The following is a 24,464-nucleotide window of genomic DNA, read 5'->3' as shown; positions in this document are numbered from 1 at the left end:
CCTGGCGGTCCCACTCGCCTGGTTCCTCGGCACGGGATTGTCGTACCTGTCTGGGAGGCTGCGGGTGTGGAGATGACGTTGCAGCTCACGATCGACTGCGCCGACCCGCAGCGGCTGGTGGCCTTCTGGACCGACGCGCTGGGGTACGTGCCCGAGCCTCCGCCGGGCGGGCACGCCACGTGGCGCGACTACTGGGCGGGGACCGGGGTGCCCGAGGAGGAGCTGCCCGTCGGCGCCGGGGAGACCCCGGAGTCGATCGTCGACCCGGCGGGTCAAGGCCCGCGGATCTGGTTCCAGCAGGTCCCGGAGCCCAAGGTCGCGAAGAACCGCGTCCACCTCGACCTGAAGGTGGGCGGTGGACGGGAGGTCCCGTTGGCGACCCGCACGCAGCGGGTCACGAGCAAGGTGGAACGGCTGACCGAGGCCGGGGCCACCGTGCTGCGGATCATGGACGAGCCCGACATGGAGTACTACGGCGTCGTCCTCCAGGACCCGGAGGGCAATGAGTTCTGCGTGGTCTAGGCACGCCTCGGGACACCCGATCGCCGGCCCTCGGGTCGTCGTGCTCCCACGCGTCCGGCCGGGACGCGATCGCGCATGTCGAAAGCCGGCTGCCTGTCCGGGTCAGCGGGCGAGCTGGTGGAGCCAGTCGCGCAGCAGGGCGGTCTCCGTCGGGCGCATCGGGAGGGCGTCCCGGTCCACGGCGGTGAGGGCGGCATCGAGGGCGAGGGCCCGGGACGCGAGGCCGGGGCCCTCCGGCGAGGGCGGGGGTGGGTCGGTGGTGAGGGAGCCGATGAGGGTGTCGCGCATTCTCGCGGAGATCTCCGGGTCGCGGTCCTGGGCGGGGGCGCTGATCAGCGAGAGGGTGACGCCGGTGACGGCGGCCAGGCACAGGCGGGCGGCGAGGGCGGGCGGAACCCGGAGGCGGCCGGCTGCGGCGGCGCGGTCGAGGAACTTGAGCAGGAGGTCGTGGGCCTCGTCGGCGGCGGGTGGGCGGCGGCCGGGGCGATCGGCGCCGAACATCAGCAGGTAGAAGGCGGGGTGGCGCAGGCCGAAGTCGACGTGGATGTCCCAGCCGCGGCGCATGTCGCCGACCGGGTCGTCGGTGGGCACCAGAGTGTGTTTCTCGGCCAGGTAGCGCTCGAAGGCGTGGATGGCCAGGGCCGCGAGGAGTCCGTCCTTGTCGCCGAAGAGCTGGTAGAGGGAAGCGGCGCGGATACCGGCCGCTGCGGCTACCGAGCGGGTGGAGACAGCCTGGGCGCCCTCCCGTTCCAGGATGCCGGCCGCCACCTCAAGGATATGCCGCCGGGTACGGGTCTTCGCGTCGTCCACCGTTGCAATGCTACGGCACTTGCGGTATCACTGAGACAGGCAGTGCTACGCGGATAGGCGTAGCAGTGATACATCGAGGGAGAACCAGTGAATCGGGTTGGATACGGCGCCATGCAGCTCGCCGGGCCGAACGTGTGGGGGCCGCCGGAGGATCCCGAGTCGGCGCGGCGGGTGCTGCGCCTGGCGGTGGAGCTGGGAGTCACCTTCTTCGACACCGCGAACGCGTATGGGCCGCGTACGGTGAACCGGCTGATCGGAGAGGCGCTGCGACCGTTCCCGGAGGGGGTGATCGTCGGCAACAAGGTCGGCGCCGGGCGCGGTCCGGACGGGTCGTGGATCATCGCCGACCACCCGGACACGGTCCGCCGGCAGGTCCACGAGGCGCTGGCCGACCTGGGTACGCAGGTGAGCGAGCTGACGTACCTGCGGCTCGGCGGCGACGGTCCGGCACCGCCCACCGACGTGCCGCTGGAGGACTCGCTCGGCGTACTCGTCGAGCTGCGCGACCAGGGGTTCATCCGCCGCATCGGGCTGTCCGGCGCGTCGCCACAGGTGCTGGCCCGCGCACAGGAGATGACGCCGATCGCGGCCGTGCAGAACCGTTTCAACCTGCTCGACCGCAGCGGTGTCCAGGTCCTCGCCGACTGCGAGGCGCAGGGCATCATGTTCGTCCCCTACTACCCGCTGGCCTCCGGACGGCTCACCGGTTACGACGAGCTGACCGGCCCCGCGCAGCGCCTCGGTGCGACGCCGGCGCAGGTCGCGCTGGCCTGGCTGCTGCGCCGTTCCCCCGCCGTGGTCGTCATCCCCGGCACGAGCAACCCCGATCACCTACGCGCCAACATCGCCGCGGCCGAGGTCGCGGAGAACCTGACCGACGCCGAGGTGGCCCGCCTGACCGGCCTGGTCGACGAGTCGAAGGCCGTCATCGACCAGCCGCACCAGTCCACGCTCGACGCGCTCAGTTCCTTGGCGCGGAGCCACCGTTGAGCACGTTGAGATGAAGTGGTTGACGAGAAAATGAAACAGGAAATTTGACCCTACGCCGGCGGCGGCTCAGCCCTGGGCGAGGTCGGCGAAGCGGCTGTAGTGCAGTTGGTGCGCCACCGTGATGGTCGCGGTGGGGCCGGCGCGGTGCTTGGCGATGATCAGGTCCGCCTCGCCGGCCCTCGGGTCGTCGCGTTCCCACGCGTCCGGGCGGTTGATCAGGATCACCATGTCGGCGTCCTGTTCCAGGGAGCCGGACTCACGGAGGTCGGAGAGCTGCGGGCGCTTGTCGGTCCGCTGTTCCGGGCCGCGGTTGAGCTGGCTGATCGCGATGACCGGGACTTCCAGTTCCTTCGCGATGAGCTTCAGGTTCCGGGAGAACTCCGAGACCTCCTGCTGGCGGGACTCGCTGCGCTTGCCCGACGACATGAGCTGGAGGTAGTCGACCACCACCAGCCGCAGGTCGTGGCGCTGCTTGAGGCGCCTCGCCTTCGCCCTGATCTCCATCATGGTCAGGTTGGGCGAGTCGTCGACGAACAGCGGCGCCTCGCTGATCTCGCTCATCCGCCTGGCCAGCCTGGTCCAGTCGTCGTCGCTCATCCGGCCGCCGCGCATGTCGCCCAGGCGGATCCTCGCCTCGGCGGACAGCATGCGCATGACGATCTCGGTGCGGCTCATCTCCAGGGAGAAGATCGCGCTGGTCAGACCGTGCTTCACCGAGCACGACCGCGCGAAGTCCAGGCCCAGCGTGGACTTGCCGACACCCGGCCGGGCGGCCACGATGATCATCTGGCCGGGGTGCAGGCCGTTGGTCAGCTCGTCCAGGTCGGCGAAGCCCGTCGGGATGCCCAGGGACGAGCCGCCCCGGGACGCGATCGCGTCGATCTCGTCCATGGTCGGCTGGAGCAGCTCCTCCAGCACGACGTAGTCCTCCGTCGTGCGCCGCTCGGTGACCTCGTAGATCGCGGCCTGCGCCCGGTCCACCACCTCGTCCACGTCGGCGCCCTCCGCGCCGTTGTAGCCGAGCTGCACGATCCTCGTGCCCGCCTCCACCAGGCGCCGCAGCACGGCCTTCTCCGCCACGATCTCGGCGTAGTAGGAGGCGTTGGCGGCGGTCGGCACGGTCGCGATCAGGGTGTGCAGGTACGGCGCGCCGCCGACGCGGAGCAGCTCGCCGCGGCGTTCGAGCTCCGCCGACACGGTGATCGGGTCGGCCGGCTCGCCCCGCCCGTACAGGTCGAGGACGCAGTCGTACACGGCCTGGTGCGCGGGGCGGTAGAAGTCGTTGGGGGCCAGGACTTCGACGACGTCGGCGATGGCGTCCTTGCTCAGCAGCATGCCGCCGAGCACGGACTGCTCCGCCGCCAGGTCCTGTGGCGGCTGCCGTTCGAAACCGGGCTCGGCCATGCCCCGGTCGTCCACCAGCGCCAACGCGAACTCACCCCAATCTGCTCGTGGCCCCAAGTTCTACCTCGCGGGTACGACAATTCCGTGCGGCACACTCAGCTACCTCGCGGACGCTAGAGCCCCCCGGATGGCGCAGGCAAACACGCCTGGGGATAGACCGGTGGACAGCCTGGGGATGGTTCCCGCCGGTTGGCCACAGCACCCTGGAAAGCTGTGGACAACCTGGGTACAACTTGGGCCATGACAGAAGTTTCCGCAGCTCAAGCCCTGTGGATAACTGTGTGGAAAAGTCCTTCGTCACACCCTCGGCGTGTCGCGTGTGACCGCTCGCACGGCGTGTCGCGGCCGACCCGTCACACCGGGTTGTCCACAGCCGGAAGTGCGAAAGCGCCGCCCGACCGGAGTATCCGGCCGGACGGCGCTCTCGGCGTCGAATCGCGGGTGTGGCTCAGACCGCGGCGGCGACCTCGACGGCCAGCGACACGGTGACCTCGGGGTGCAGGCGCACCGAGACGGTGTGCTTGCCGAGGGTCTTGATGTGGCCGCCGATCTCGACCGCGCGCTTGTCCAGCGTCGGGCCGCCCGCGCTGCGCACGGCGGACACGACGTCGGACGAGGTGACCGAGCCGAACAGCTTCTTCGAGCCGACGGCGGCCTTCGCCTTGAGCGTCACGGAGCCCAGGCCCTCCAGCGAGGCCTTGATCTCCTTGGCGTGGTCCAGGTCGCGGACCCGGCGGGTCTCCTGCGCGCGGCGGATGACCTCGACCTGCTTGGCCGCGCCCTTGGTGGCGAGGATCGCCAGGCCGCGGGGCAGCAGGTAGTTGCGGCCGTAGCCGTCCTTGACCTCGACGATGTCGCCGGGGCCACCGAGGCCGCTGACGTCAGCGGTGAGGATGAGCTTCACGGTGTCTCCCCTTTCTCAGCGAGCGGTCGAGGTGTAGGGCAGCAGCGCCATCTCGCGGGCGTTCTTGACCGCGACGGCGACGTCGCGCTGGTGCTGGCTGCAGTTGCCGGTCACCCGGCGGGCACGGATCTTGCCCCGGTCCGAGATGTACTTCCGGAGCAGGGTGGTGTCCTTGTAGTCGATCATGTTGGCGTTGCGGTCCTTGCAGAACGCGCAGACCTTCTTCTTGGGCTTGCGCACAGGCGGCTTGGCCATGTGGGGTCACTCCTGGGATAACGCGGTGAAGTATGGGGTGCGGTCTAGAAGGGGGGCTCGTCGGAGAAGCCGCCGCCGGAACCCGCCGGGGGCGCGGAGCCCCACGGGTCGTCGGCCGGCGCGCCGCCACCGCCGCCGCGAGACTGGTTGCCGGCGCCGAAGCCGCCGCCGCCGTCTCCACGGCTCACCTTGTTGACCTTCGCGGTCGCGTACCGCAGCGAGGGGCCGATCTCGTCGACCTCAAGCTCGATGACGGTGCGCTTCTCGCCTTCCTTCGTCTCGAAGGAACGCTGGCGCAGCCGCCCGCTCACGAGCACTCGCGAACCGCGGGTGAGGGACTCGGCCACGTTCTCCGCGACCTGCCGCCACACGTTGCACCGCAGGAAGAGCGCTTCCCCGTCCTTCCACTCGCCGCTCTGGCGGTCGAAGGTCCGGGGCGTGGAGGCGACCGTGAAGCTCGCCACCGCGGCGCCGGACTGGGTGAAGCGCAGTTCGGGATCGGCGGTCAGGTTGCCGACCACCGTGATCGTCGTCTCGCCGGCCATGTCGGGAGGCTCCTAAGCCTTGGCGGCCGCGGGCTTGGCGGCCTTGGCGGGCTCGCGACGCAGCACCTTGGTCCGGAGCACCGTCTCCTGCAGCCCGAGCTGGCGGTCCAGCTCCTTCACCGCGTCCGGGGTCGAGGTCAGGTCGAGCACCGCGTAGATGCCCTCGGTGTTCTTGTTGATCTCGAAGCTCAACCGGCGCTTGCCCCACACCTCGACCTTCTCGACGTTGCCGCCCGTGGTGCGGATGACGTTGAGGAACGTGTCGAGCGAGGGCGCGATGGTGCGCTCGTCGAGACTGGGGTCCAGGATGACCATCACTTCGTAATGACGCATGAAGACCACTCACCTCCTGTGGGCTCAACGGCCACGGACTTTCCGTGGCAGGAGGGTCGTCGCGTCAGCAACCCGGAGAGGGTAGCAGCGGACCGGGCGAGCGCCGCGCACCGGGGCCTCTTCCGGCTGGTCACGCTCGTCAGTCGGGGGCGGTGGCGTCAGGCGGGAGGAGTCAGGCGCCAGGCGGGAGCGGCTAGGCGGGACCGGGCGCGGCCAGGCGGGAAGCCGGAAGCTAGGCGAGTGCGCGGCGCAGGACCCAGGTGCGGACCAGGGCTCCCGTCACGCAGGACAGCGCGAGCACGGCCAGCAGCACGGGCACCGCCACGCCGCCGCCCATCCGGCCGGTGCCGGGCAGGGCTTGGGCGTGGCCCGCGGTCTGCACGCCGTCGGTGTCCGCGCCGGGCATTCCGTAGCCGGGCCGGTAGCCCGGGACGTTGCCGCCGTACCGCACACCCGGCGACGGGGAGAACTGGCCGGGCATCGCGAACGGCAGGGAGCCGTAGCTGAACAGCGGCACGCGGCCGAAGTTGCCGCTGAACGGGTTCGAGCCGTAGAGCGGGAGGTCCAGCGCGCCGACGCCGCCGACCGGTGTGAAGCCCGACTGGCCGTTCCCCGGCTGAGCGGTGCCGGGCGTGCCACCGGGCTGACCGGTGGTCGGCGGGGTGCCGGGGTTCGGGGTCGGCTTGCCGCCGGGCAGGCCCGGCAGTTGGCCGGTGGCCTGCTGGGACGCGTCCGCGACCGCCTTCGAACCGTCCTGCACGGGCGCGACGGCCGTGTTCACGCCGGTCACCGTCACGCCGCAGAGCTTGGTCAGGGTGGCCTGCACGCTGTGCGTCAACGTGGTGATGATCGGGCCCAGCAACGGGATCTTGTCCAGCTCCGCGACGACCTTGTGCGCGATGTCGCCGCCCGTGATGACGCCGCTCCCGGTCGGGATCGCGCCGATCGGGATGGGCGGCAGGGCGTTGAACGTCGCCCGGAACGGTTCGGCGAGCGGCGGCCCGAGCAGCGGCACGGCCCGGATCAGGTCGACCACCGGCTGCACGACGGCCGCGGGGCTCAGCGACACCGGGGTGCCGGGAGCGCCCTGCACGGTGGTGGCGCAGTCGCCGACCACCACGGGTTCGGCGGCGGAGGCCGGGCCGGCTCCGATCGCGCCCACCGCGCCGACCGCGAACACCACGGCTACCGCGCCCGCCAGCCGGGTGAGTCGGGTCCGCATGTCTGGCCTCCCTGGCCTGCCTCCGCACCGTTTCCTACTTACAAGTAACGAGCGTAAGGCCTAGTGGTGACGTGAGTCATGTCTTCTTTTCACAATTCCCGCGCCACCGGTCCCGGCCGTCTTTGTCGTAGTACCCGACTACTCTCCACTTCCATGCGCATCGGAGCCCACGTCCGGGACGATGACCCCTTGGGCGCCGCAGCCGCTCGCGGGGCCGAGGTCGTCCAGTTCTTCCTCGCCGACCCCCAGGGGTGGAAGGCGCCCAAGCCGCACCCGCAGACCGACCGGCTGCTGGCCTCCGACCTGGACGTCTTCATCCACGCGCCGTACCTGGCGAACGTGGCGTCGCTGAACAACCGGATCCGCATCCCGTCCCGCAAGATGGTCCTCCAGCACGCCGAGGGCGCGGCCGGGGTCGGCGCGAAGGGCCTGATCGTGCACGGCGGCCACGTCGCCAAGGGCGAGGACGCGGCCGACGGCATCGCGAACTGGCGCAAGATGTTCGAGCGGCAGGCGAAGGAAGGCGGCTTCGCGGTCCCGATCCTGATCGAGAACACCGCGGGCGGCGACAACGCCATGGCCCGCACGTTCGACATGCTCGGCAAGCTGTGGGACGCGGTCGGCGAGTTCGGCGCCGGGTTCTGCCTGGACACCTGCCACGCGTTCGCCTCGGGTGAGGACCTGGTCGGCATCGTCGACCGGGTGAAGGCGATCACCGGGCGCATCGACCTGGTGCACCTGAACAGCTCGCGGGACGAGTTCGGCTCCGGCCGCGACCGGCACGCCAACATCGCGTCGGGCACGATCGACCCGGAGCAGCTCGTCGCGGTGGTCGCCGCGGCGGGCGCGCCGGCGCTGGTCGAGACACCGGACGAAGGGCAGGCGGAGGACATCGCGTTCCTCCGCGAGCACCTGGGTCGATGAGCCGCACGCGGGAGGTGGCGGCCTTGCCCGCACGGGTGGTGGGGCGACGGCCGCGGCGGTTCGGCCGGTTCGCGCTGGCCGCGCTGATCCTCCTGTGCGGGCTGACGCTGCTGCTCGGGTTCGCGAACAAGGACCGCTGCACGGGGCCGACGTTCGACCAGTGGGGCCGCAGCGCGCCGGACTACGAGAAGCGCAACAAGTCCGAGGTCTGCTACTCGGACATCCAGCACCTGTGGATCGGCCGGGACATCGACCGGCACGTGTTCCCGTACGTCGACGGCGGCATCGACAGCAAGGGCGTGCTGACCGGCGGCACGGTCGAGTACCCGGTGCTGACCGGCCTGCTGATCTGGGCCGGGGCGGTCTTCGCGCACACCGACGCGGCGTTCCTGCTGTTCTCTGCGCTGCTGATGGCCCCGTTCGGGCTGGCCACGGCGTGGCTGCTGGGGAAGCTCAGCGGGTGGCGGGCGCTGCTGTGGGCGATCGGGCCGCCGATGGTGCTCTACGCGTTCCACAACTGGGACCTGCCGGTGGCGTTCTGCTCGGTGGCGGCGGTGTACGTCGTGCACCGGGGTTGGGGGCGCACGCCGAGACCGCTGGTCGACCGGGCCGTGGTCGCGGCCGTGCTGCTGGGCCTCGGGTTCGCGTTCAAGATCTACCCGGCGGCGTTCGTGCTGCCGCTGTGCCTGTACGTGCTGACCGGCGGGCGCGAGGGCCTGGCGGGGGGCAAGTACGACTGGCCGGGCGCGGTGAAGGTCGCCCTGGCGTCGGCCGTGACGGTGGTGCTGGTCAACCTGCCGTTCGCGGTGCTCGGGTTCGCGGGCTGGCAGGCGTCGTTCACGTTCCAGCAGTTGCGGCGGGTGGACATCACCACCAACTCGATCTGGTTCTGGTCGATGCGGCCGTTCATGCCGGACGAGTCGATGCAGGCCGTGGTGGGCGTCCTGTCGCCGGTGGGCATCCTCGGGTCGTTCGCGCTGGCCTGCTGGCTCGGCTGGCGGCGGTGCCGGCGGGAAGGCGTCTACCCGTGGGTGCCGGTGTCGGCGGCCATGCTGTGCGGGTTCCTGCTGCTGCACAAGGTGCACTCGCCGCAGTACACGCTGTGGCTGGTGCCGATGTTCGTGCTGCTGCGCATCCCGCTGGGGTGGGTGTTCGCGTACTTCGCGGCGGACATCGCGATGGGCGTCGGGATCTTCCGCTGGTACTACGCGATCGAGTTCGGGCAGCCGTCCGGCATCTACGACGGCCTCTCCGCGCAGGCCGTGGTGATCGGGGTGTGGGGGCGCGCGGCGCTGCTCGTGGCGCTGTTCTTCGTGTTCCTGAGAGCCCAGGTCGCGTTCCGGGACCGGCCGCTGGACCGGTTCCTCCCCGTCACGTCGGACGAGAAGGCGAAGCGGTGACCGAGCCGTCGTTCCTGACCACGACCCGGACCGCCTACGACACGGTGGCGGCCGACTACGAGGCGCTGCTGAGGGACGACCTCGCCGGCAACACCATGGACCGGGTGGTGCTCGCGGCGTTCGCGGAACTGGCCGAGGGCGAGGTCGCCGACATCGGCTGCGGCCCCGGCCGGATCACCGCCCACCTCGCGGCCCTCGGCCTGGCCGTGTTCGGCGTCGACCTGTCCCCCGAGATGGTCGCCGTCGCCCGCGACCGGCACCCGGACCTGCGGTTCGAGGTGGGCTCGATGACCGGCCTTGAGCTGCCCGACGGCGGGCTGGGCGGCGTGGTGGCGTGGTACTCGGTGATCCACATCCCGCCGGACCTCCAGCCTGCCGTGTTCGCCGAGTTCCACCGCGTCCTCGCGCCCGGCGGACGCCTGCTGCTGGCGTTCCAGACGGGTGACGAGCGCCGCGACCACACCGAGGGCTACGGGCACCGGATCACCCTGACCGGTTACCGCCTGCCGCCGGAGCGGGTCACCGCACAGCTAGTCGAAGCCGGTTTCGAACCGCACGCCACGCTGGTCCGCGCGCCGGAGCCGCCGAACGAGAAGACACCCCAGGCCTACCTGCTGGCCCGCAAGCCGGGATGACCGCAGCCGGGATGACCGCAGCCGGGTCACCGCAGCCGGGTCAGACCGACCCGACCGGCTCCGCGCGTCGACCCAGCCGCAGCACCCGCCGGTCCGGCGCGCCGTCCAGGAACCCGCCGCACGGGTCGTCGTCGCCCGACCGCCGCACCAGGTCCAGCGACGGCCGGTAGATCTCCCGCACGATGAACACGCACAGCACGACCACCGCGACGTCCCGCAGCAGCACCGCGCCGAGGAACCAGTCGATCGGCAGGCCCTTGTTCTCGGTGCCCAGGTAGAAGTACATCCGGGGCACCCAGACCAGCGCGTCCACCGCCATCCACGCCAGCAGCAGCCGCCAGCGCGGCAGCGCCAGCACGGCCAGCGGCACCAGCCACAGCGAGTACTGCGGGCTCCACACCTTGTTCGTCAGCAGGAACGCCGCCACCACCAGGAACCCGAGCTGCGCCAGCCGCGGCCTGGTCGGGGCGGACAGCGCCACCAGCCCGATCGCCGCGCAGCACACCAGGAACAACACCGCGCTCACCGTGTTCAGCACCTCGGGCGCCTGCCCCTGCACGAGGCCGGGGTCGAAGCCGCGCCAGTCGGTCCACTGCGCCAGCACGTTGTACAGCGAGTCCGGGTCCACCCCGCGCTCGGTGTTGAGCCGGAAGAACTCCCGCCACCCCGCCGGGTACAGGTAGGCGATCGGCGCGTTCACCACCACCCAGGTCGCCAGCGTCGCGCCCAGCGTCGTCAGCCCGGCGCGCATCCGGTCCGACCGCCAGCACAACAGCAGCAGCGGCCCGAGCAGGAACAGCGGGTACAGCTTCGCCGCGCCGCCCAGCCCGAGCAGCACACCGGCCAGCACGGGTTTCTTCCGCGCCCACGCCAACATGCCCGCCGTCGCGAACGCCGTCGCCAGCGTGTCGAAGTTCGTGAACGCGTGCACCACGACCAACGGCGACACGGCCACCATCGCGGCGTCCCACGGCCGCCGCCGGGCCAGCCGCAGCACCGCCCACGTGGTCACCAGCCACGCCAGCGCCAGCCACAGCGCGGTGATGTTGAAGTACACGATCACGGTCATCGGGTTCGGCAGCCAGCCGGTCTCCGCGATCCGCGTCCAGCCCTGCGCCATCCGCGCGTTCAGCCACTGGAACATGCCGGTCAGCACCGGGTACTCCATGTAGCGGACGTGCGCGGTCGCCTTGCCCTCGTCGTCGATCCAGGACGTCCGGTAGGGGAACGTCTCGGGCTTGTCCAGGCGCTCCGCCGTGTACAGCGGCACGGTGTCCGAGTAGCACATGGCGGTGAACTGCTTGCTGCCCCGCCAGTCGAGCTGCACGACACCGTTGCTGTCGACGTACTGCTGCACGCACGGCGACTTCTGCAGCCAGGCGAACGCCAGCGTCACCACGGCCAGCAGCAGCACCACTCGCAACGGCGTCCAGAACCACTGCCTGCCGACCGAGGCGTGCCTGCCGACCGGGCCGCCGAACGGCTTGGCCGCCGCTCGGGCCAACGGCTCGGTCCACGTGGGGCGCACGCGCTCTTCGGGGCTGAGCGAATCGGTGTCGTCGGCGTTCGCCGTTGTGTGCTGCGAAGGGCTGGCCACGTGCCGGATGCTACGGGCAGAGGTCCACAGCGGTGGTGAAGAAGTCCCGTCCGGCTCGGCACGATTCCGGGACGGCAGCGGCTTTCCGCAGGTCGGTGCCGGATCCGGGGTGCCGACAAAGCGGCGAGGCGTGCCGGAGCACGCCTCGCCGAAGGAAAGAGCCGACCTGACCTACCTGGTCGGTGGACTGCCGCCGCCGCCCCCGATCGGGTCGGGGTTCGGATTCGGCTCCGGCTCGGACGTGGTCGTCGTCGGGCACCGCAGGCCGACGCACGGCGTCGTGCGGGTCGTGGTGGTCGTCGTCGGGTCGTCGCGAGTCGTCGTCGGCCTGGTCGAGGTCGTCGTCTTGTTGTTGTCGTCGTCCTTGGGCGTGGTCGTGGTGGTGCCCGTGGGCGTCACCTTGCGGTCCTCGTACTCGCCCATCGGCCTGGCCTTCGGGAACTTCTCCTGCGGCGTTCCCTCCAGGGCCTTGTCCATGAACTTCTTCCAGATCTCGCCCGGCAGGCCGGAGCCGAAGATCGCCTTGCCCTTGGCGTTCACCAGCGGCTCGTCACCCCGGTTGCGGCCCATCCAGACCGACGTCGCGAGCGACGGCGTGTAGCCGACCATCCACGCCTTCGAGTTCTGGTCGGTCGAGCCGGGCAGCTCGTGCGTGCCGGTCTTGCCCGCGCACTCCCGCTTGCCCGCGCAGTCGAGCTTCGAGAACGAGATGACGGGCTTCAGCGACTCCGTCACGTTGTCCGCGATGTCCTGGCTCTTCTGCGGGTCGCTGTCGAACGCGCTGCGCGACTCGTCCACGTGCTGCTTGATCGTCTGGCCGTCGGCGTCGGTGATCTTCGAGATGAAGAACGGCTTGTGGTAGACGCCGCGCGCCGCGAACGTCGCGTAGGCCGAGGCCATGTCGAACGGCCGCACCTGCGCCTCGCCACCGCCGATGGCGATACCGGTGCCGGGCGCGCCGCCGTTCTCGCCGACCAGGAGCTGCTTCTCCTTGCCTTCGACCTTCACCGACCTCGGGATGCCCGCCTCGAACGCCGCGTCGGCCACCGCCTGCGGGCCGATCTCGTTGGCGACCAGGTCGTAGAACACCGTGTTCAGCGACAACTCCATGGCCTTGCGCAACGAGCATTCCTTGCCGCAGTTGCTGGCGGTCGCGTTGCGGATGACCACGTCGTCCTGCGGGCCGGGACCACCGGGGAAGGTCTTCGGCGAGACGCCGTCGTAGGTCGAGCCGAGGCCCTTGCCCCGGTGCAGCGCGGCCACCAGGTCGAACGGCTTGAACGACGACCCGGCCTCCTGGACGGTGCCGCGCGCGTAGTCGATGCCGTTGCCGTCCAGCCCCGCGTGGTACGCCCGCACGGCGCCCGAGTTCGGGTCGATCGCGGTCAGCGACTGCTGGAGGCCCTCGGTCTGGCCCTCCATCACCTCGCTGACCGCTTGCTCCGCGGCGAGCTGCATCTTCGGGTCGATGGTGGTGTGGATCGTGACGCCGGACTGGTGGGCCTGCTCCATGGTCCAGTCCATGTCCTCGGCCATCTCGGCGATGATCTGGTTCTGGATCAGCAGCCGCGTGCCCTCCAGGCCGTTCTGCAGGGCCTCGGCCGCCGGCCGGAGCTGCGGCTGCGGCTGCGAGTCCCGGTATTCCTGGGTGATCCAGCCGAACCGGAGCATCTGGTCCATCGCGTGGTTCCAGCGGAACGAGACGTACTCGGCGTCCTCGGACAGGCTTGGGCTCTGGATCATGCCCGCGATGAGGGCGGACTCGGCCGGCGTCAGGTCGTTCAGGTTGTCCTTGTTGAAGTAGACCTTCGCGGCCTCCTTCACGCCGTACGCCGAACGACCCAGGTAGATGGTGTTCAGGTAGGCGGTGAGGATGTCGTCCTTGTCCTGCTGCTCGGACATCTTGTACGACTTGACCAGCTCGGTGAACTTCCGGCTCAGCGTGTTCTGGTCCTGCTGGCTGGCCTGCTTCACGTACTGCTGGGTGAGGCCCGAGCCACCGCTGTTCCGGTCGGTCACCTGGTACCAGACCGCGCGCGCGATGGCCGTGAAGTCGAAGCCCGGGTTCGTCTCGAACGTCGGGTCCTCGACCGCGAACACGGCCTTCTTCAGGTGGTCGGGCAGGTCCTCGTACTTGACGAGGGTCCGGTTCGCGCCGGACGGGGCGATCTTGGTCATCACCGATTCGTCGGCGTACAGGATGGTGACGGCCTTGTTCTGCTCGAAGGCCACCTGCTCCGGGTTCGGGACGTCCACGAGCTGGTAGGCGATGGCGAACGCGACGATCGGCCCGAGGATCATCAGGAACAGGCCGACGTAGGACACGCGGCGCACCCGGCGCCAGATCTTCTTCCGGCGCAAGGCCTTGGCCTCCTCCGGGGTGGGTTCGTCGTCGTCTTCGTACTCGTCCTCGTAGAACGGCTCGATCGCGATGTCGTCCTCGCGGTGCGTGAGGAGTTCGGGCTCGCGGGCCACGGTCTGGTGCACCGGGGGGAGGAGGTCGGTCGGCTCTTCGCCGGGCCGTCGGGGGCCGCCGGGACCGCCCGCCGGGGGTCGGCCGGGCGCGCCGGGGCCGTTGGGTCCGGGCCGGCGGATGCCGCCGGGAGGCGTGTTGGGCCGTGCCGCGCCCCTGGGAACCTGCCGCGTGGCGTTGGGGTCGGCGTTGGCCGCGCCGGGCACGCCTGGGCCGCCCGCGTTCGGGCCGCCTGGGCTGGGCACTCCTGGGCCGGGCACTCCTGGGCCGCCGGGCCTGCCGCCCTGAGCACCGGGACCACCCGGCTCGGGCAGGCGGCGTCGACCGCCCTGCGGGACGCCGCCCGGTGGAGTGCCTTGGGAGATCCCACCCGGCGGAGTGCCCTGTGGGATGCCGCCCGGTGGGGTGCCGTGGGAGATCCCACCGGGCGGGGTGCCCTGCGGGATGCCGCCCGGCGGGGTGCCCGGTGGCCGGCCGCCCTGGGCCGGACCGCCTTGCCCCGGACCGGGACCGCCCTGGTTCGGGGCACCGTGACCGGGGCCACCGGGGCCACCGGGGCGTGCGGCGCGCGGGATGCCGCCGGAGGGCGTGCCGTGGCGCGGGGCGCCCTGGGGACGCGCGAATCCACCGGGTGGGGTGTTCGGACGCTCCGGCCGATCCCCGGCTCCACGGGTGTGCGCGCCGCCGTCCGGGTCTTCCCCGGTCGGCCACTGCGGCTCCGCGCCACGGTGCCTGTCGTCATGCTGGTCGTTCACGAAAAAGCCTCCCAGACCGGCGTGCCGTCGCACGCGGTTCGGTGGTCGTACGCCGCCGCTCGGGGGTGAGCGGCGCCCGTGGTCGGAGAACGTTCACTCCGCCGCGGTCCTCCTCCGCGGCTTCCGAGAGTTCAGGCCACGTGTTCCCAGGACGTATGACTGCACCAGGTGGTTCCAACTACAGGTGCGGCAAACTTCCACCACATACACGGTGAACTCCTCGAAAAGGTTCGCCATGCGGGTGAGCTCCTCGACGGTGCGCGCGGAGCCGGCCGCGTGCTTGAGCTCGTCGCCGTAGACCCAGGACACCAGGGTCAGGGGTTCCTTGCGGCACACCGGGCACGTGACGTCGCTCGGCCGGCCGTGGAACTTCGCAGCTCGCAGCAGGTACGGGCTGGCGTCGCAGACCTCCATGGTGCCCACCCGGCCCGCGTAGACCTCCGCCAGCAGCGCGCGGCGCTGTAGCGCGTAGTCCACCACCTGCCGTTGGGTCAGCACGGGACCAGAGTACGTGGCGGCCCGACCCCTACGTTGGGCCGTTCAGGGCAGTGGTCGTGATCACGGTGTGACCTTGTGCGGCACGCCACATCTCAAGTCGTGGGCGGATGTATCGCACCGATATACTGAGCACACCCATCGGCGTGCCCGTGCGAGGAGGTGTCGCAATGCTGGAGTTCGCGATCCTCGGCCTGCTGCACGAGGCGCCGATGCACGGCTACGAGCTGCGCAAGCGGTTGCACGAGCTGTTGGGCGCGTTCCGCGCGTTCTCCTACGGCACCCTGTACCCCACGCTGCGCCGGTTGCAACGCGAGGGCTGGATCGTCGAGGAGGCGCCGGAGGAGGTCCGGTCCTGGGGCCGCCGGGCGCGCAAGGTCTACCGGCTGACCGCGGAGGGCAAGGAGCGGTTCGCCGACCTGCTGGCCAACGCGGGCCCCCAGACGTGGGACGACGACTCGTTCGGCGTCCACCTGGCGTTCTTCTCCCGCACGCCCGCCGAGATCAGGATGCGGATCCTCGAAGGGCGGCGCCGGCGGGTCGAGGAGCGGCGGGAAGGGCTGCGGACGACGTTATCGAGCGCGAGCGAGCGGATCGACCGCTACACGCGCGAGCTGCACCGCATGGGGTTGGACAGCACCGAGCGCGAGGTGCGGTGGCTCAACGAGCTGATCGCGCACGAGCAGGCGGAACAGCGCGAACGGGACGAATAGCCCACTGGGCACTGACGGAAACAAGAAGGAGGACTCGGCATGGGCGACAACCGCCGCACCGTTCGAGTGGCCATTGTCGGGGTCGGCAACTGCGCGGCGTCGCTGGTGCAAGGCGTCCACTACTACCGCGACGCCGACCCGAAGACCCGGGTGCCCGGTCTGATGCACGTCGAGTTCGGCGACTACCACGTGCGTGACGTGGAGTTCGTGGCCGCGTTCGACGTGGACGCCAAGAAGGTCGGCGTCGACCTGTCCGAGGCGATCGTGGCCAGCGAGAACAACACGATCAAGATCGCCGACGTGCCGCCGCTGGGCGTCACCGTGCAGCGCGGCCACACGCTGGACGGCCTGGGCCGGTTCTACCGGGAGACCATCGAGGAGTCCGACGAGCAGCCGGTGGACGTGGCGCAGGCGCTGCGCGACGCCGAGGTCGACGTGCTCGTCTCGTACCTCCCGGTGGGCTCGGAGGAGGCGGACCGCCACTACGCGCAGGCCGCGATCGACGCGCGGGTGGCGTTCGTCAACGCGCTGCCGGTGTTCATCGCGTCCGACCCGGAGTGGGCGCGCAAGTTCGAGGAGGCCGGCGTCCCGATCGTCGGGGACGACATCAAGTCCCAGGTCGGCGCGACCATCACGCACCGCGTGCTGGCCAAGCTGTTCGAGGACCGGGGCGTCCAGCTCGACCGCACCATGCAGCTCAACGTGGGCGGCAACATGGACTTCCTGAACATGAAGGAGCTGGAGCGCCTGGAGTCCAAGAAGGTCTCCAAGACGCAGGCGGTCACCTCGCAGGTGGACCGGGAGCTGGGCAAGCGGAACGTGCACATCGGCCCGTCGGACTACGTGGCCTGGCTGGACGACCGCAAGTGGGCGTACGTGCGGCTGGAGGGCCGGGCGTTCGGCGACGTGCCGCTGAACCTGGAGTACAAGCTGGAGGTGTGGGACTCGCCGAACTCGGCGGGGATCATCATCGACGCGGTGCGCGCGGCGAAGATCGCGCTGGACCGGGGCATCGGCGGGCCGATCCTGTCGGCGTCGTCGTACTTCATGAAGTCCCCGCCGGTGCAGTACTCGGACTCGGCGGCGCACGAGGCCGTGGAGGCGTTCATCCGCGGCGACGTGGACCGCTGACCACCATCGGGTGATCACCCCCTTGCCCGCGGGGCCCTGGCCCGGCGGCCAAGGGGGTTTGCCATGTGCGTGCGCTAACGCTTGGACAGGCGGAGGGACTGCCAAGAGCCGTCGGCGGTCCACCCGCCGTCCACGGGCAGCGCGACACCGTTGATGAAGCCGCTCCTCGCCGGGTCCGCGAGGAACGCGACGGCCTGCGCGATGTCGTCCGGGTACGCGAACCGCCCGACCGGCACGTGATCGGTGATGTCGGCGTCGCCGTAGTGCCCGCCGGCCTGCGACTCGACGTCCATCTCCGTCTTCACCCACCCGGGGCAGACGGCGTTGACCCGCACACCCCGCCCGCCCCACTCGACGGCGAGCGTGCGGGTCAGGCCGATCAGCCCGTGCTTGGTGGCGTTGTAGGCGGCCCGGTCGGCGACACCGCGCAGGCCGGCGACGGACGCGATGTTCACCACGGCCCCGGACCCCTGCGCCAGCATGAGCCTGCCCAACGCCCTGGTCAGCAGGAACGGCCCGGTGAGGTTGACGGCGAGCATCCGCTGCCACTGCTCGACCGAGGTGTCCTCGAACGCCCGGATACCCGCGATCCCCGCGTTGTTGACCACCACGTCCACCCGTTCGAGCCCCGCCGCCAACCGCGCGACGTCCGCCTCGGACGACACATCCCCGACCACACCGCCGGGTGTCTCCCTCAGGTCGAACCCGACCACGGAGTACCCGGCCTCCCGCAACACCTCGGAAATCCGCGACCCGATCCCCTGAGCCGCCCCGCTCACCACCGCAACCCGCTGCTCCATGCCCGCGAGGCTAGGTCGCGCTGCTCACCCGGGGCGAGATCCGAACGGCCGGTCCCCGGAGTCCGGTGATCGACGGGGCGAGGCCGGGCGTTCCACCCGGACGGGGGGTGTGCCGCTGTCGCTGCCCGGACGGTGGCCCGGCGCCACCGAATCCGTCCCCCACAAGCGCGGTGTCGGTACCACTCACAGCGGTGGTGGTGTCGGTGTGGGTGGCGGTGGTCGTCACGGGCCGCTGCGTCCCGTGATGATCGGTATTCGCACTGGTCAGCGAGGTTCTCCAGGCGGCGGTAGACACAGCGGTTGCCGGGGTTCGATCGGCCCCGGGACTCGTTCCTCCGCTCGGAAGGGATTCCCCTGATGGCCTTCACCACTCTCCGCCTGGCACTCGTCGTGCCGATCGCGGCGCTGGCCGCCGCCCTGCTCGCACCCGCCGCTCACGCGCAGAACGACCCCGCGTCGCCCGTCGAGATATCGGCGCCGACGGAGCGGGACTACAAGGAGTGTCCGGCTGCCTACGTCTGCGCGTTCCCGCAGAAGAAGGGTGGCGGTACGCCGGTGAAGATCCACCAGAACCAGTCCGGCAAACATCACCTGGACATCGTTGCGCACTCGGTGCAGAACCGGACGTCCAAGGTCGTCACCTTCTACCGGTGGAAGGCCCGGAACGGCTGCGCGAGGCCGAGCTTCACGTTGCAGCCGGGCCAGCGGAGTGACTACGCCGGTGGGGCTCCGATGAACGAGGAAGTGCGGTGCATCGGCATCCCCTGATCGACGTGCGCACGACCCGGGCACACCACGTGCGAGCCAATTTACTTAGCTACCCTAACTGATTTCTGTTAGGGTAGCTAAGTGAATTTCCTCGACCAACCCCGTCAGGTGTGGGTCACGGCGTTCGCCGCGGTGATCGCGTTCATGGGCATCGGGCTCGTCGACCCGATCCTGCTGTCGATCGCGGAAGGCCTGCACGCCACGCCATCGCAAGTCACCCTGCTGTTCTCCTCCTACCTCGGCGTCCAGGTCGTCGCCATGCTCTTCACCGGCGCGGCCGGCGCGAAGTACGGCGCGAAGCGCACGCTGGTCGCCGGTCTGGCTTTGATCGTCGTCGCGACCGCCCTCTGCTCGCTCGCGTCGGACATCACCCAGCTCGTCGGCCTGCGCGCCGTCTGGGGCCTGGGCAACGCGTTCTTCATCGCCACCGCCCTCAGCGTCATCGTCGGCGCGGCCTCCGGCGGGCAGGGCAAGGCGATCCTGCTCTACGAAGCCGCCCTCGGCCTCGGTCTCTCGGTCGGTCCGCTGCTCGGCGCGCTGCTGGGCAGCTTCTCCTGGCGCGGACCGTTCATCGGCACGGCGGTGCTGATGGCCGTCGCCGTCGTGCTGTGCTCGGTCTTCCTCGCCAACGACAAGCCGCAGCACTCGATCCGCCTGCTCGACCCGCTCAAGGCCCTCCGGCATCCCGGCCTGCTGCGCACCGCCGTCGGCTCCGCCCTCTACACCGCCGCCTTCTTCACGGTCCTGGCCTGGTCGCCGTTCGTGCTGGAGTGGGACGCGGTGGCGATCGGACTGATCTTCTTCGGCTGGGGCGTCGGCGTCGCGGTGTCCAGCGTGTGGCTCGCGCCGAAGCTGGCCGGCCGCTGGGGCGAACGCCGCACGACCATCGTCGCCGTCCTCGCGTTCGCGGTGTTGATGCTGGTCATGGCGGTCCCGAACAAGCCGCTGCTGGTGGTCGCGGTGGTCGTCAGCGGCGTGGTGAGCGGGCTGCTGAACACCTTGTTCACCGGCACGGCGATGAGCGTCAGCCCCGCGCCGCGGCCGGTCGCGAGCGCCGGCTACAACTTCCTGCGCTGGCTCGGCGGAGCGCTCGCGGCGACGTTCGTCAGCCACCTCGCCCAGCCGTTCGTGGTCGCCGCGGTCTGCTGCGTGCTGGCCGCCGGGCTGCTGGCGGTCGGGCGGACCCGCGAACGGCCGATCACCGCTCAGGACGTGGTCGTCGGTGAAGAAGTAATGGGTTAACAACGAGTGAACGCCGGCCTACGGTCAGTTGAGCCGAACTGACCGTAGGAGGCGCGGACGTGCGACACCTTCCCCTACTGGCCGACCACTCGCCCGGCCGTGCCGCCGTGACGTGCGAATACCGCTGCGGCGACGCGTGCTTCCACGATGCGCCGAACACGTCGGCCAACCCGTACTTCGGCGACCTGCTCACCCGCCGCACGGCGATCAGGGCCGGCGTCGTCGTCGCCCTCGGCGCGGCGGCCCAATCCGCACCGCCGGCCGCCGCCGCGTCCCCCGCCGCGGGTACAGCCGCCGCCGAAGCGAGCACTGCCGGGCACGGGAAGGCGCGTGGCCTCGACTTCACGCCGGTCCGCCTGAACACCGAGGACGCCGTGGTCGTCCCGGACGGCTACCGGCAGGCGATCGTGATCCGCTGGGGCGACCCGTTGTTCCCTGACGCACCCGGGTTCGACTTCGACCACCAGACGCCCGCCGCGCAGGCCCGCCAGTTCGGGTTCAACTGCGACTTCGCCGCGCTGCTGCCGCTGGATTCGTTGGGGCGCACCAACCTCCTGGTCACCAACCACGAGTACACCAGCGAGAGCTTCATGTTCCGCGGCTACGACCGGGACCACCCCACGCGCGAGCAGGTCGAGATCGCGTGGGCCGCGCACGGCCTGTCCGTCGTCCTCGTGCAGCAGGAGAACGGCCGCCTCAAGCCGAAGTTCTCCCACTACAACCGCCGCGTCACGGCCACCACGCCGTTCGAGGTGCGCGGCCCGGCCGCCGGCTCGCAGTTCCTCAGGACCAGCGCCGACCCGACCGGCACGAGGGTTCTCGGCACGCTGAACAACTGCGCGGGCGGCGTCACGCCGTGGGGCACGATCCTGTCCGGCGAGGAGAACTTCAACCAGTACTTCGCCAACGCGGGCACGGACCCGCGCCACGCCCGCTACGGCATCACCCCCGGCGCCACCACGCGCAAGTGGGAGCGGTTCGACCAGCGCTTCGACCTCGCCCGGGAACCCAACGAGGCCAACAGGTTCGGCTGGGTGGTCGAGCTGGACCCGCACGACCCGGACGCCACGCCGGTCAAGCACACCGCGCTGGGCCGCTTCAAGCACGAGTGCGCCAACGTCCGCATCGCGCGCGACGGCCGCGTGGTCGCGTACTCCGGTGACGACGAGCGCTTCGAGTACATCTACAAGTTCGTCTCCACCGGCAGAGTCCGTCGCGGCAACAGCAAATCCGCCCGCCGGCACAACATGACGCTGCTGGACGACGGCACGCTCCACGTCGCCCGGTTCACCGGCGACAGCGCGCCCGAGGAGATCGACGGCACCGGGAAACTGCCGCGCGACAAGGAGTTCGACGGGCGTGGCGAGTGGATCCCGCTCGCGCGGGGCCACCGCTCGTTCGTCGACGGCATGACCGCCGAAGAGGTCTACGTGTTCACACGCCTGGCCGCCGACAAGGTGGGCGCGACCAGGATGGACCGTCCGGAGGACATCCAGACCCACCCGCACACCGGCACGGTGTACTGCGCGCTGAGCAACAACGTCGAGCGGGGCAAGCCCGGCAAGGAAGGCGCCACCGAGCCGAACCCGCGCGTGGCCAACAAGCACGGCCAGGTGCTGGAGCTCACCGAACGCGGCGGCGACGCGCTCGCGACGGCGTTCACCTGGAGCCTGCTGCTGGTGTGCGGCGACCCGGAGGACCCGAGCACCTACTTCGCGGGCTACGACAAGTCGCGGGTCTCGCCGATCTCCAGCCCGGACAACGTGGCGTTCGACCGGCACGGCAACCTGTGGCTCTCCACCGACTCGGCGGGCGCGCTGAACGGCTGCAACGACGGCCTGTACGCGGTGCCCGTGCACGGGCCGGAACGCGGTCACCTCAAGCTCTTCCTCACCGTGCCGCGGGGCGCGGAGACGTGCGGGCCGGTGATCGGGGAGCGGTTCGTCACGGTCTGCGTGCAGCACCCGGGCGAGGTGGACGGGGCCAGTGCGGACCGCCCCGCGTCGCACTGGCCGGACGGCGGCGACGCCCAGCCCAGGCCGTCCGTCGTGGCGGTGTGGCGCGACGGGTTCGTCGGCGGCTGACGCCGTGCGCTGAGACGTGCGCTGACGCCGTGCGCTGAGACGTGCGCTGAGACGTGCGTCGACATCGCGCTGAGACGTGTGCTGACACGTGCCGTGACCAGCCGGTTCCGGTCGGCGAAGGGGCGAGGTGTTCGCCTGTCGTTCACCTTGACGTCCGCTGGAAGAGGCGTTGCCGACCTACGGTCGCCCAGTTCCCACTGAGCGATCTCGGAGGTCCGCGTGTCCTCATCCACCGATCGGGGCCGGCGTCTGCTGCCCCTGTTGCCCAACCACCCCCTTGGGCGGTCGGCGATCACCTGCAAGTACCGCTGCGGCGACGCCTGCGCGCACGAGGCTCCCAACACGTCCGACAACGCCTACTTCGGCGACGTCGTGGGCGAGGTCGTGCGCCGGCGCGGCCTGCTCAAGGCGGGCGCGGTGCTCGCCGTCGCGGGCGCGGGCGTCGGGCTCGTCGGTGCGGGCACGGCCGCCGCCGCGCCGGAGGCCGCGGAGGCCGTGGAGGCCGACCGCGACCTGGGCGGTGGCCGCCGCCGCGACGGCCTCAACTTCACCGCCGTCGCGCCGAACACCGAGGACCGGATCGTCACGCCCGAGGGCTACGAGTCGGCCGTCGTGATCCGCTGGGGCGACCCGGTGCTGCCCGGCGCGCCCGCGTTCGACTTCGACCGGCAGACGCCCGCCGCGCAGGCGAGGCAGTTCGGCTACAACAACGACTTCTGCGGTCTGGTTCCGCTGAACCACTGGAACCGCTGGCTCATGGTGAGCAACCACGAGTACACGACCGAGGAGTTCCTGTTCAAGGACTGGGACGCCGCCAACCCGACCCGCGAGCAGACCGAGATCGCGTGGGCCGCGCACGGCCTGTCCGTGGTGCTGGTGGAGCGCGAGCACCGCAGCGGCAAGCTGGTGCCGAAGGTGGACCGCCACTACAACCGCCGGATCACCGCCACCACGGAGTTCAAGGTGACCGGGCCGGCGGCCGGCTCGAAGCACCTGAAGACGTCGGCCGACCCGACCGGCACGAAGGTGTTGGGAACGCTGAACAACTGCGCGGGCGGCGTGACCCCGTGGGGCACGATCCTGTCCGGCGAGGAGAATTTCAACCAGTACTTCGCCAACGCGGGCAGCGTCACCGACCCGGTGCAGAAGGCGCGGCTCGCGCGCTACGGCCTGGGCGGCGCGGCGTCCACCCGCAAGTGGGAGCGGTTCGACAAGCGCTTCGACGTGGCGCAGGAGCCCAACGAGGTCAACCGCTTCGGCTGGGTCGTCGAGATCGACCCGCTGGACCCGAAGTCGACGCCGGTCAAGCACACGGCGCTGGGCCGCTTCAAGCACGAGGGCGCGAACGTCATCATCGCCCGCGACGGCCGGGTCGTCGCGTACATGGGTGACGACGAGCGGTTCGACTACATGTACAAGTTCGTCTCGGACGAGCGGTACAAGCCGGGCAACAGCCGCTACGCCCGCGAGCACAACAAGAAGCTGCTCGACCGCGGCACGCTGTACGTCGCGAAGTTCACCGGCGACAGCCCCGCGGCGGAGATCGACGGCACCGGCAAGCTCCCGGCCGACGGCGAGTTCGACGGCGCCGGCCAGTGGATCCCGCTGGCGGCGGGCGACAAGTCCTTTGTGGACGGTTTTACGGCGGAAGAGGTCTACATCTTCACCCGCCAGGCGGCGGACAAGGTCGGGGCGACCAAGATGGACCGCCCGGAGGACGTCGAGCCGAACCCGCGCAACCGCCGTGTCTACGCGGCCCTGACGAACAACACGGACCGCGGCAAGGCCGGCAAGGAAGGCCCGACCGAACCCAACCCGCGGGTGAACAACCGGCACGGCCACGTGCTGGAGCTGGAGGAGCGCCGCGGCGACAACACCGCGTTGACGTTCTCGTGGAAGCTGCTGCTGGTCTGCGGCGACCCGACGTCCCCCGACACGTACTTCGGCGGCTACGACAAGACCCAGGTGTCGCCGATCTCGTGCCCGGACAACGTGGCCTTCGACTCCCACGGCAACCTGTGGATCTCGACCGACGGCAACGCCCTCAAGTCCAACGACGGCCTCTTCGCCGTGCCGGTCGAGGGCCGGTACCGAGGTCGGGTCAAGCAGTTCCTGACGGTGCCGAAGGGCGCCGAGACCTGCGGCCCGGTCGTGGAGGACGACTTCGTCCTGGTCTCGGTCCAGCACCCCGGCGAGATCGACGGCGCGTCGGCGAACAACCCGCTCTCCCACTGGCCGGACGGCGGCGCCACCCAGCCCCGGCCGTCGGTGGTCGTGGCGTGGAAGAAGGACAAGGGCCGCATCTGCGGCTGACCACGCCGAGCACCGGCCGCTGAAGGCACCCGAAGAGCCGGGCAGGCCAAGACCTGTCCGGCTCTTCTGTCGTACCCCCGTGGTTGGCTGTGTATCGGGGGCCCTCACGTCAGGGGTACCCCCGCTTGCGGTGGGTCGAGGGCATACAC

22 protein-coding genes are annotated in these 24,464 nt (G+C 70.6%); 11 read left to right on the top strand and 11 right to left on the bottom strand.

The genetic code is table 11. From position 1 onward, the window contains the following. Window positions 1–72: 72 nt before the first annotated feature. Window positions 73–522: a VOC family protein gene (locus ACQPZF_RS41785; RefSeq protein WP_433266777.1), complete on the top strand. Its 450-nt coding sequence runs from the start codon at window positions 73–75 to the stop codon at window positions 520–522. A 102-nt stretch (window positions 523–624) separates the two neighbouring features. Here the strand turns inward: ACQPZF_RS41785 and ACQPZF_RS41780 are convergent, their stop codons facing one another. Then, window positions 625–1,332: a TetR/AcrR family transcriptional regulator gene (locus ACQPZF_RS41780; RefSeq protein ID WP_433266775.1), complete on the bottom strand. Its 708-nt coding sequence runs from the start codon at window positions 1,330–1,332 to the stop codon at window positions 625–627. Between the two features lie 87 nt (window positions 1,333–1,419). Between ACQPZF_RS41780 and ACQPZF_RS41775 the strand changes: the two genes are divergently transcribed. Continuing rightward, window positions 1,420–2,322 carry an aldo/keto reductase gene (locus ACQPZF_RS41775; RefSeq protein ID WP_433266773.1) on the top strand — a complete coding sequence of 301 codons (903 nt, stop codon included), beginning with the start codon at window positions 1,420–1,422 and terminating at the stop codon, window positions 2,320–2,322. A gap of 66 nt (window positions 2,323–2,388) precedes the next feature. Here the strand turns inward: ACQPZF_RS41775 and dnaB are convergent, their stop codons facing one another. The 6 genes from dnaB to ACQPZF_RS41745 form a co-directional block, all read right to left on the bottom strand. Next, a complete protein-coding gene (gene dnaB / locus ACQPZF_RS41770; RefSeq protein WP_372443301.1) occupies window positions 2,389–3,750 on the bottom strand; it encodes a replicative DNA helicase in 1,362 nt (453 codons plus the stop codon). A 424-nt stretch (window positions 3,751–4,174) separates the two neighbouring features. Beyond that, window positions 4,175–4,630 (bottom strand): 50S ribosomal protein L9, encoded by a 456-nt coding sequence (rplI, locus tag ACQPZF_RS41765; protein WP_433266771.1) that lies wholly within the window; start codon window positions 4,628–4,630, stop codon window positions 4,175–4,177. A 15-nt stretch (window positions 4,631–4,645) separates the two neighbouring features. Continuing rightward, on the bottom strand, window positions 4,646–4,885 hold the full coding sequence (gene rpsR, locus ACQPZF_RS41760; protein WP_344034493.1) for a 30S ribosomal protein S18: 240 nt from the start codon (window positions 4,883–4,885) through the stop codon (window positions 4,646–4,648). Window positions 4,886–4,929: 44 nt separating this feature from the next. Beyond that, the gene (locus ACQPZF_RS41755; protein ID WP_433266769.1) at window positions 4,930–5,430 is read right to left on the bottom strand and encodes a single-stranded DNA-binding protein; all 501 of its coding nucleotides are present in this window, start codon (window positions 5,428–5,430) and stop codon (window positions 4,930–4,932) included. A gap of 12 nt (window positions 5,431–5,442) precedes the next feature. Further along, the gene (gene rpsF / locus ACQPZF_RS41750; protein WP_433266767.1) at window positions 5,443–5,763 is read right to left on the bottom strand and encodes a 30S ribosomal protein S6; all 321 of its coding nucleotides are present in this window, start codon (window positions 5,761–5,763) and stop codon (window positions 5,443–5,445) included. 232 nt (window positions 5,764–5,995) lie between these two features. Continuing rightward, window positions 5,996–6,985: a hypothetical protein gene (locus ACQPZF_RS41745; RefSeq protein WP_433266765.1), complete on the bottom strand. Its 990-nt coding sequence runs from the start codon at window positions 6,983–6,985 to the stop codon at window positions 5,996–5,998. Window positions 6,986–7,138: 153 nt separating this feature from the next. Here ACQPZF_RS41745 and ACQPZF_RS41740 point away from each other — a divergent pair, with 153 nt between their 5' ends. The 3 genes from ACQPZF_RS41740 to ACQPZF_RS41730 are packed head-to-tail and all read left to right on the top strand — an operon-like array spanning window position 7,139 to window position 9,944. Next, window positions 7,139–7,909, top strand: coding sequence for a deoxyribonuclease IV (locus ACQPZF_RS41740; RefSeq protein ID WP_433266763.1), 771 nt, complete (start codon window positions 7,139–7,141; stop codon window positions 7,907–7,909). Continuing rightward, window positions 7,906–9,309, top strand: coding sequence for a glycosyltransferase family 87 protein (locus ACQPZF_RS41735; protein WP_433266761.1), 1,404 nt, complete (start codon window positions 7,906–7,908; stop codon window positions 9,307–9,309). Before ACQPZF_RS41740 ends, ACQPZF_RS41735 begins: the two co-directional genes overlap by 4 nt. Next, window positions 9,306–9,944 carry a class I SAM-dependent DNA methyltransferase gene (locus tag ACQPZF_RS41730; protein ID WP_433266759.1) on the top strand — a complete coding sequence of 213 codons (639 nt, stop codon included), beginning with the start codon at window positions 9,306–9,308 and terminating at the stop codon, window positions 9,942–9,944. Before ACQPZF_RS41735 ends, ACQPZF_RS41730 begins: the two co-directional genes overlap by 4 nt. Window positions 9,945–9,984: 40 nt before the next feature. Here the strand turns inward: ACQPZF_RS41730 and ACQPZF_RS41725 are convergent, their stop codons facing one another. The 3 genes from ACQPZF_RS41725 to ACQPZF_RS41715 form a co-directional block, all read right to left on the bottom strand. Next, window positions 9,985–11,541, bottom strand: a complete 1,557-nt coding sequence (locus tag ACQPZF_RS41725) for a glycosyltransferase family 87 protein (protein ID WP_433266757.1) — start codon at window positions 11,539–11,541, stop codon at window positions 9,985–9,987. 171 nt (window positions 11,542–11,712) lie between these two features. After that, on the bottom strand, window positions 11,713–14,769 hold the full coding sequence (locus ACQPZF_RS41720; protein ID WP_433266755.1) for a transglycosylase domain-containing protein: 3,057 nt from the start codon (window positions 14,767–14,769) through the stop codon (window positions 11,713–11,715). A gap of 93 nt (window positions 14,770–14,862) precedes the next feature. Then, window positions 14,863–15,267 carry a DUF5318 domain-containing protein gene (locus ACQPZF_RS41715; protein WP_433266753.1) on the bottom strand — a complete coding sequence of 135 codons (405 nt, stop codon included), beginning with the start codon at window positions 15,265–15,267 and terminating at the stop codon, window positions 14,863–14,865. Window positions 15,268–15,434: 167 nt separating this feature from the next. Here ACQPZF_RS41715 and ACQPZF_RS41710 point away from each other — a divergent pair, with 167 nt between their 5' ends. Then, window positions 15,435–15,977: a PadR family transcriptional regulator gene (locus ACQPZF_RS41710; RefSeq protein WP_433266752.1), complete on the top strand. Its 543-nt coding sequence runs from the start codon at window positions 15,435–15,437 to the stop codon at window positions 15,975–15,977. A 39-nt stretch (window positions 15,978–16,016) separates the two neighbouring features. Next, entirely contained in the window at window positions 16,017–17,108 is a 1,092-nt protein-coding gene (locus ACQPZF_RS41705; protein WP_433266750.1) for an inositol-3-phosphate synthase, read from the top strand. A 74-nt stretch (window positions 17,109–17,182) separates the two neighbouring features. Here the strand turns inward: ACQPZF_RS41705 and ACQPZF_RS41700 are convergent, their stop codons facing one another. Further along, a complete protein-coding gene (locus tag ACQPZF_RS41700) occupies window positions 17,183–17,908 on the bottom strand; it encodes an SDR family NAD(P)-dependent oxidoreductase (RefSeq protein ID WP_433266748.1) in 726 nt (241 codons plus the stop codon). 357 nt (window positions 17,909–18,265) lie between these two features. Here ACQPZF_RS41700 and ACQPZF_RS41695 point away from each other — a divergent pair, with 357 nt between their 5' ends. From ACQPZF_RS41695 to ACQPZF_RS41680, 4 genes are all read left to right on the top strand, one after another. Further along, complete coding sequence (locus ACQPZF_RS41695) at window positions 18,266–18,676, top strand: peptidase inhibitor family I36 protein (protein ID WP_433266746.1); 411 nt, start codon at window positions 18,266–18,268, stop codon at window positions 18,674–18,676. A gap of 81 nt (window positions 18,677–18,757) precedes the next feature. Beyond that, complete coding sequence (locus ACQPZF_RS41690; RefSeq protein ID WP_433266744.1) at window positions 18,758–19,918, top strand: MFS transporter; 1,161 nt, start codon at window positions 18,758–18,760, stop codon at window positions 19,916–19,918. A 59-nt stretch (window positions 19,919–19,977) separates the two neighbouring features. Next, window positions 19,978–22,002, top strand: a complete 2,025-nt coding sequence (locus ACQPZF_RS41685) for a PhoX family protein (protein WP_433266742.1) — start codon at window positions 19,978–19,980, stop codon at window positions 22,000–22,002. A gap of 219 nt (window positions 22,003–22,221) precedes the next feature. Then, entirely contained in the window at window positions 22,222–24,315 is a 2,094-nt protein-coding gene (locus tag ACQPZF_RS41680; RefSeq protein WP_433266740.1) for a PhoX family protein, read from the top strand. Window positions 24,316–24,464: the final 149 nt, after the last annotated feature.

Source organism: Actinosynnema sp. CS-041913, from assembly GCF_050942485.1.
Taxonomy (GTDB): domain Bacteria; phylum Actinomycetota; class Actinomycetes; order Mycobacteriales; family Pseudonocardiaceae; genus Actinosynnema.
The sequence above is the reverse complement of the archived record's forward strand: the minus strand, read 5'-3'. Positions and strand labels throughout refer to the sequence as shown.

Excerpts from the sequence above, each read along its gene's own strand:
- ACQPZF_RS41710 (WP_433266752.1), top strand. The coding sequence starts at position 15,435 with ATGCTGGAGTTCGCGATCCTCGGCCTGCTGCACGAGGCGCCGATGCAC.
- ACQPZF_RS41705 (WP_433266750.1), top strand. The coding sequence starts at position 16,017 with ATGGGCGACAACCGCCGCACCGTTCGAGTGGCCATTGTCGGGGTCGGC.
- ACQPZF_RS41740 (WP_433266763.1), top strand. The coding sequence starts at position 7,139 with ATGCGCATCGGAGCCCACGTCCGGGACGATGACCCCTTGGGCGCCGCA.
- ACQPZF_RS41700 (WP_433266748.1), bottom strand. The coding sequence starts at position 17,908 with ATGGAGCAGCGGGTTGCGGTGGTGAGCGGGGCGGCTCAGGGGATCGGG.
- ACQPZF_RS41755 (WP_433266769.1), bottom strand. The coding sequence starts at position 5,430 with ATGGCCGGCGAGACGACGATCACGGTGGTCGGCAACCTGACCGCCGAT.
- ACQPZF_RS41695 (WP_433266746.1), top strand. The coding sequence starts at position 18,266 with ATGGCCTTCACCACTCTCCGCCTGGCACTCGTCGTGCCGATCGCGGCG.
- ACQPZF_RS41745 (WP_433266765.1), bottom strand. The coding sequence starts at position 6,985 with ATGCGGACCCGACTCACCCGGCTGGCGGGCGCGGTAGCCGTGGTGTTC.
- rpsR (WP_344034493.1), bottom strand. The coding sequence starts at position 4,885 with ATGGCCAAGCCGCCTGTGCGCAAGCCCAAGAAGAAGGTCTGCGCGTTC.
- ACQPZF_RS41785 (WP_433266777.1), top strand. The coding sequence starts at position 73 with ATGACGTTGCAGCTCACGATCGACTGCGCCGACCCGCAGCGGCTGGTG.
- ACQPZF_RS41735 (WP_433266761.1), top strand. The coding sequence starts at position 7,906 with ATGAGCCGCACGCGGGAGGTGGCGGCCTTGCCCGCACGGGTGGTGGGG.
- rpsF (WP_433266767.1), bottom strand. The coding sequence starts at position 5,763 with ATGCGTCATTACGAAGTGATGGTCATCCTGGACCCCAGTCTCGACGAG.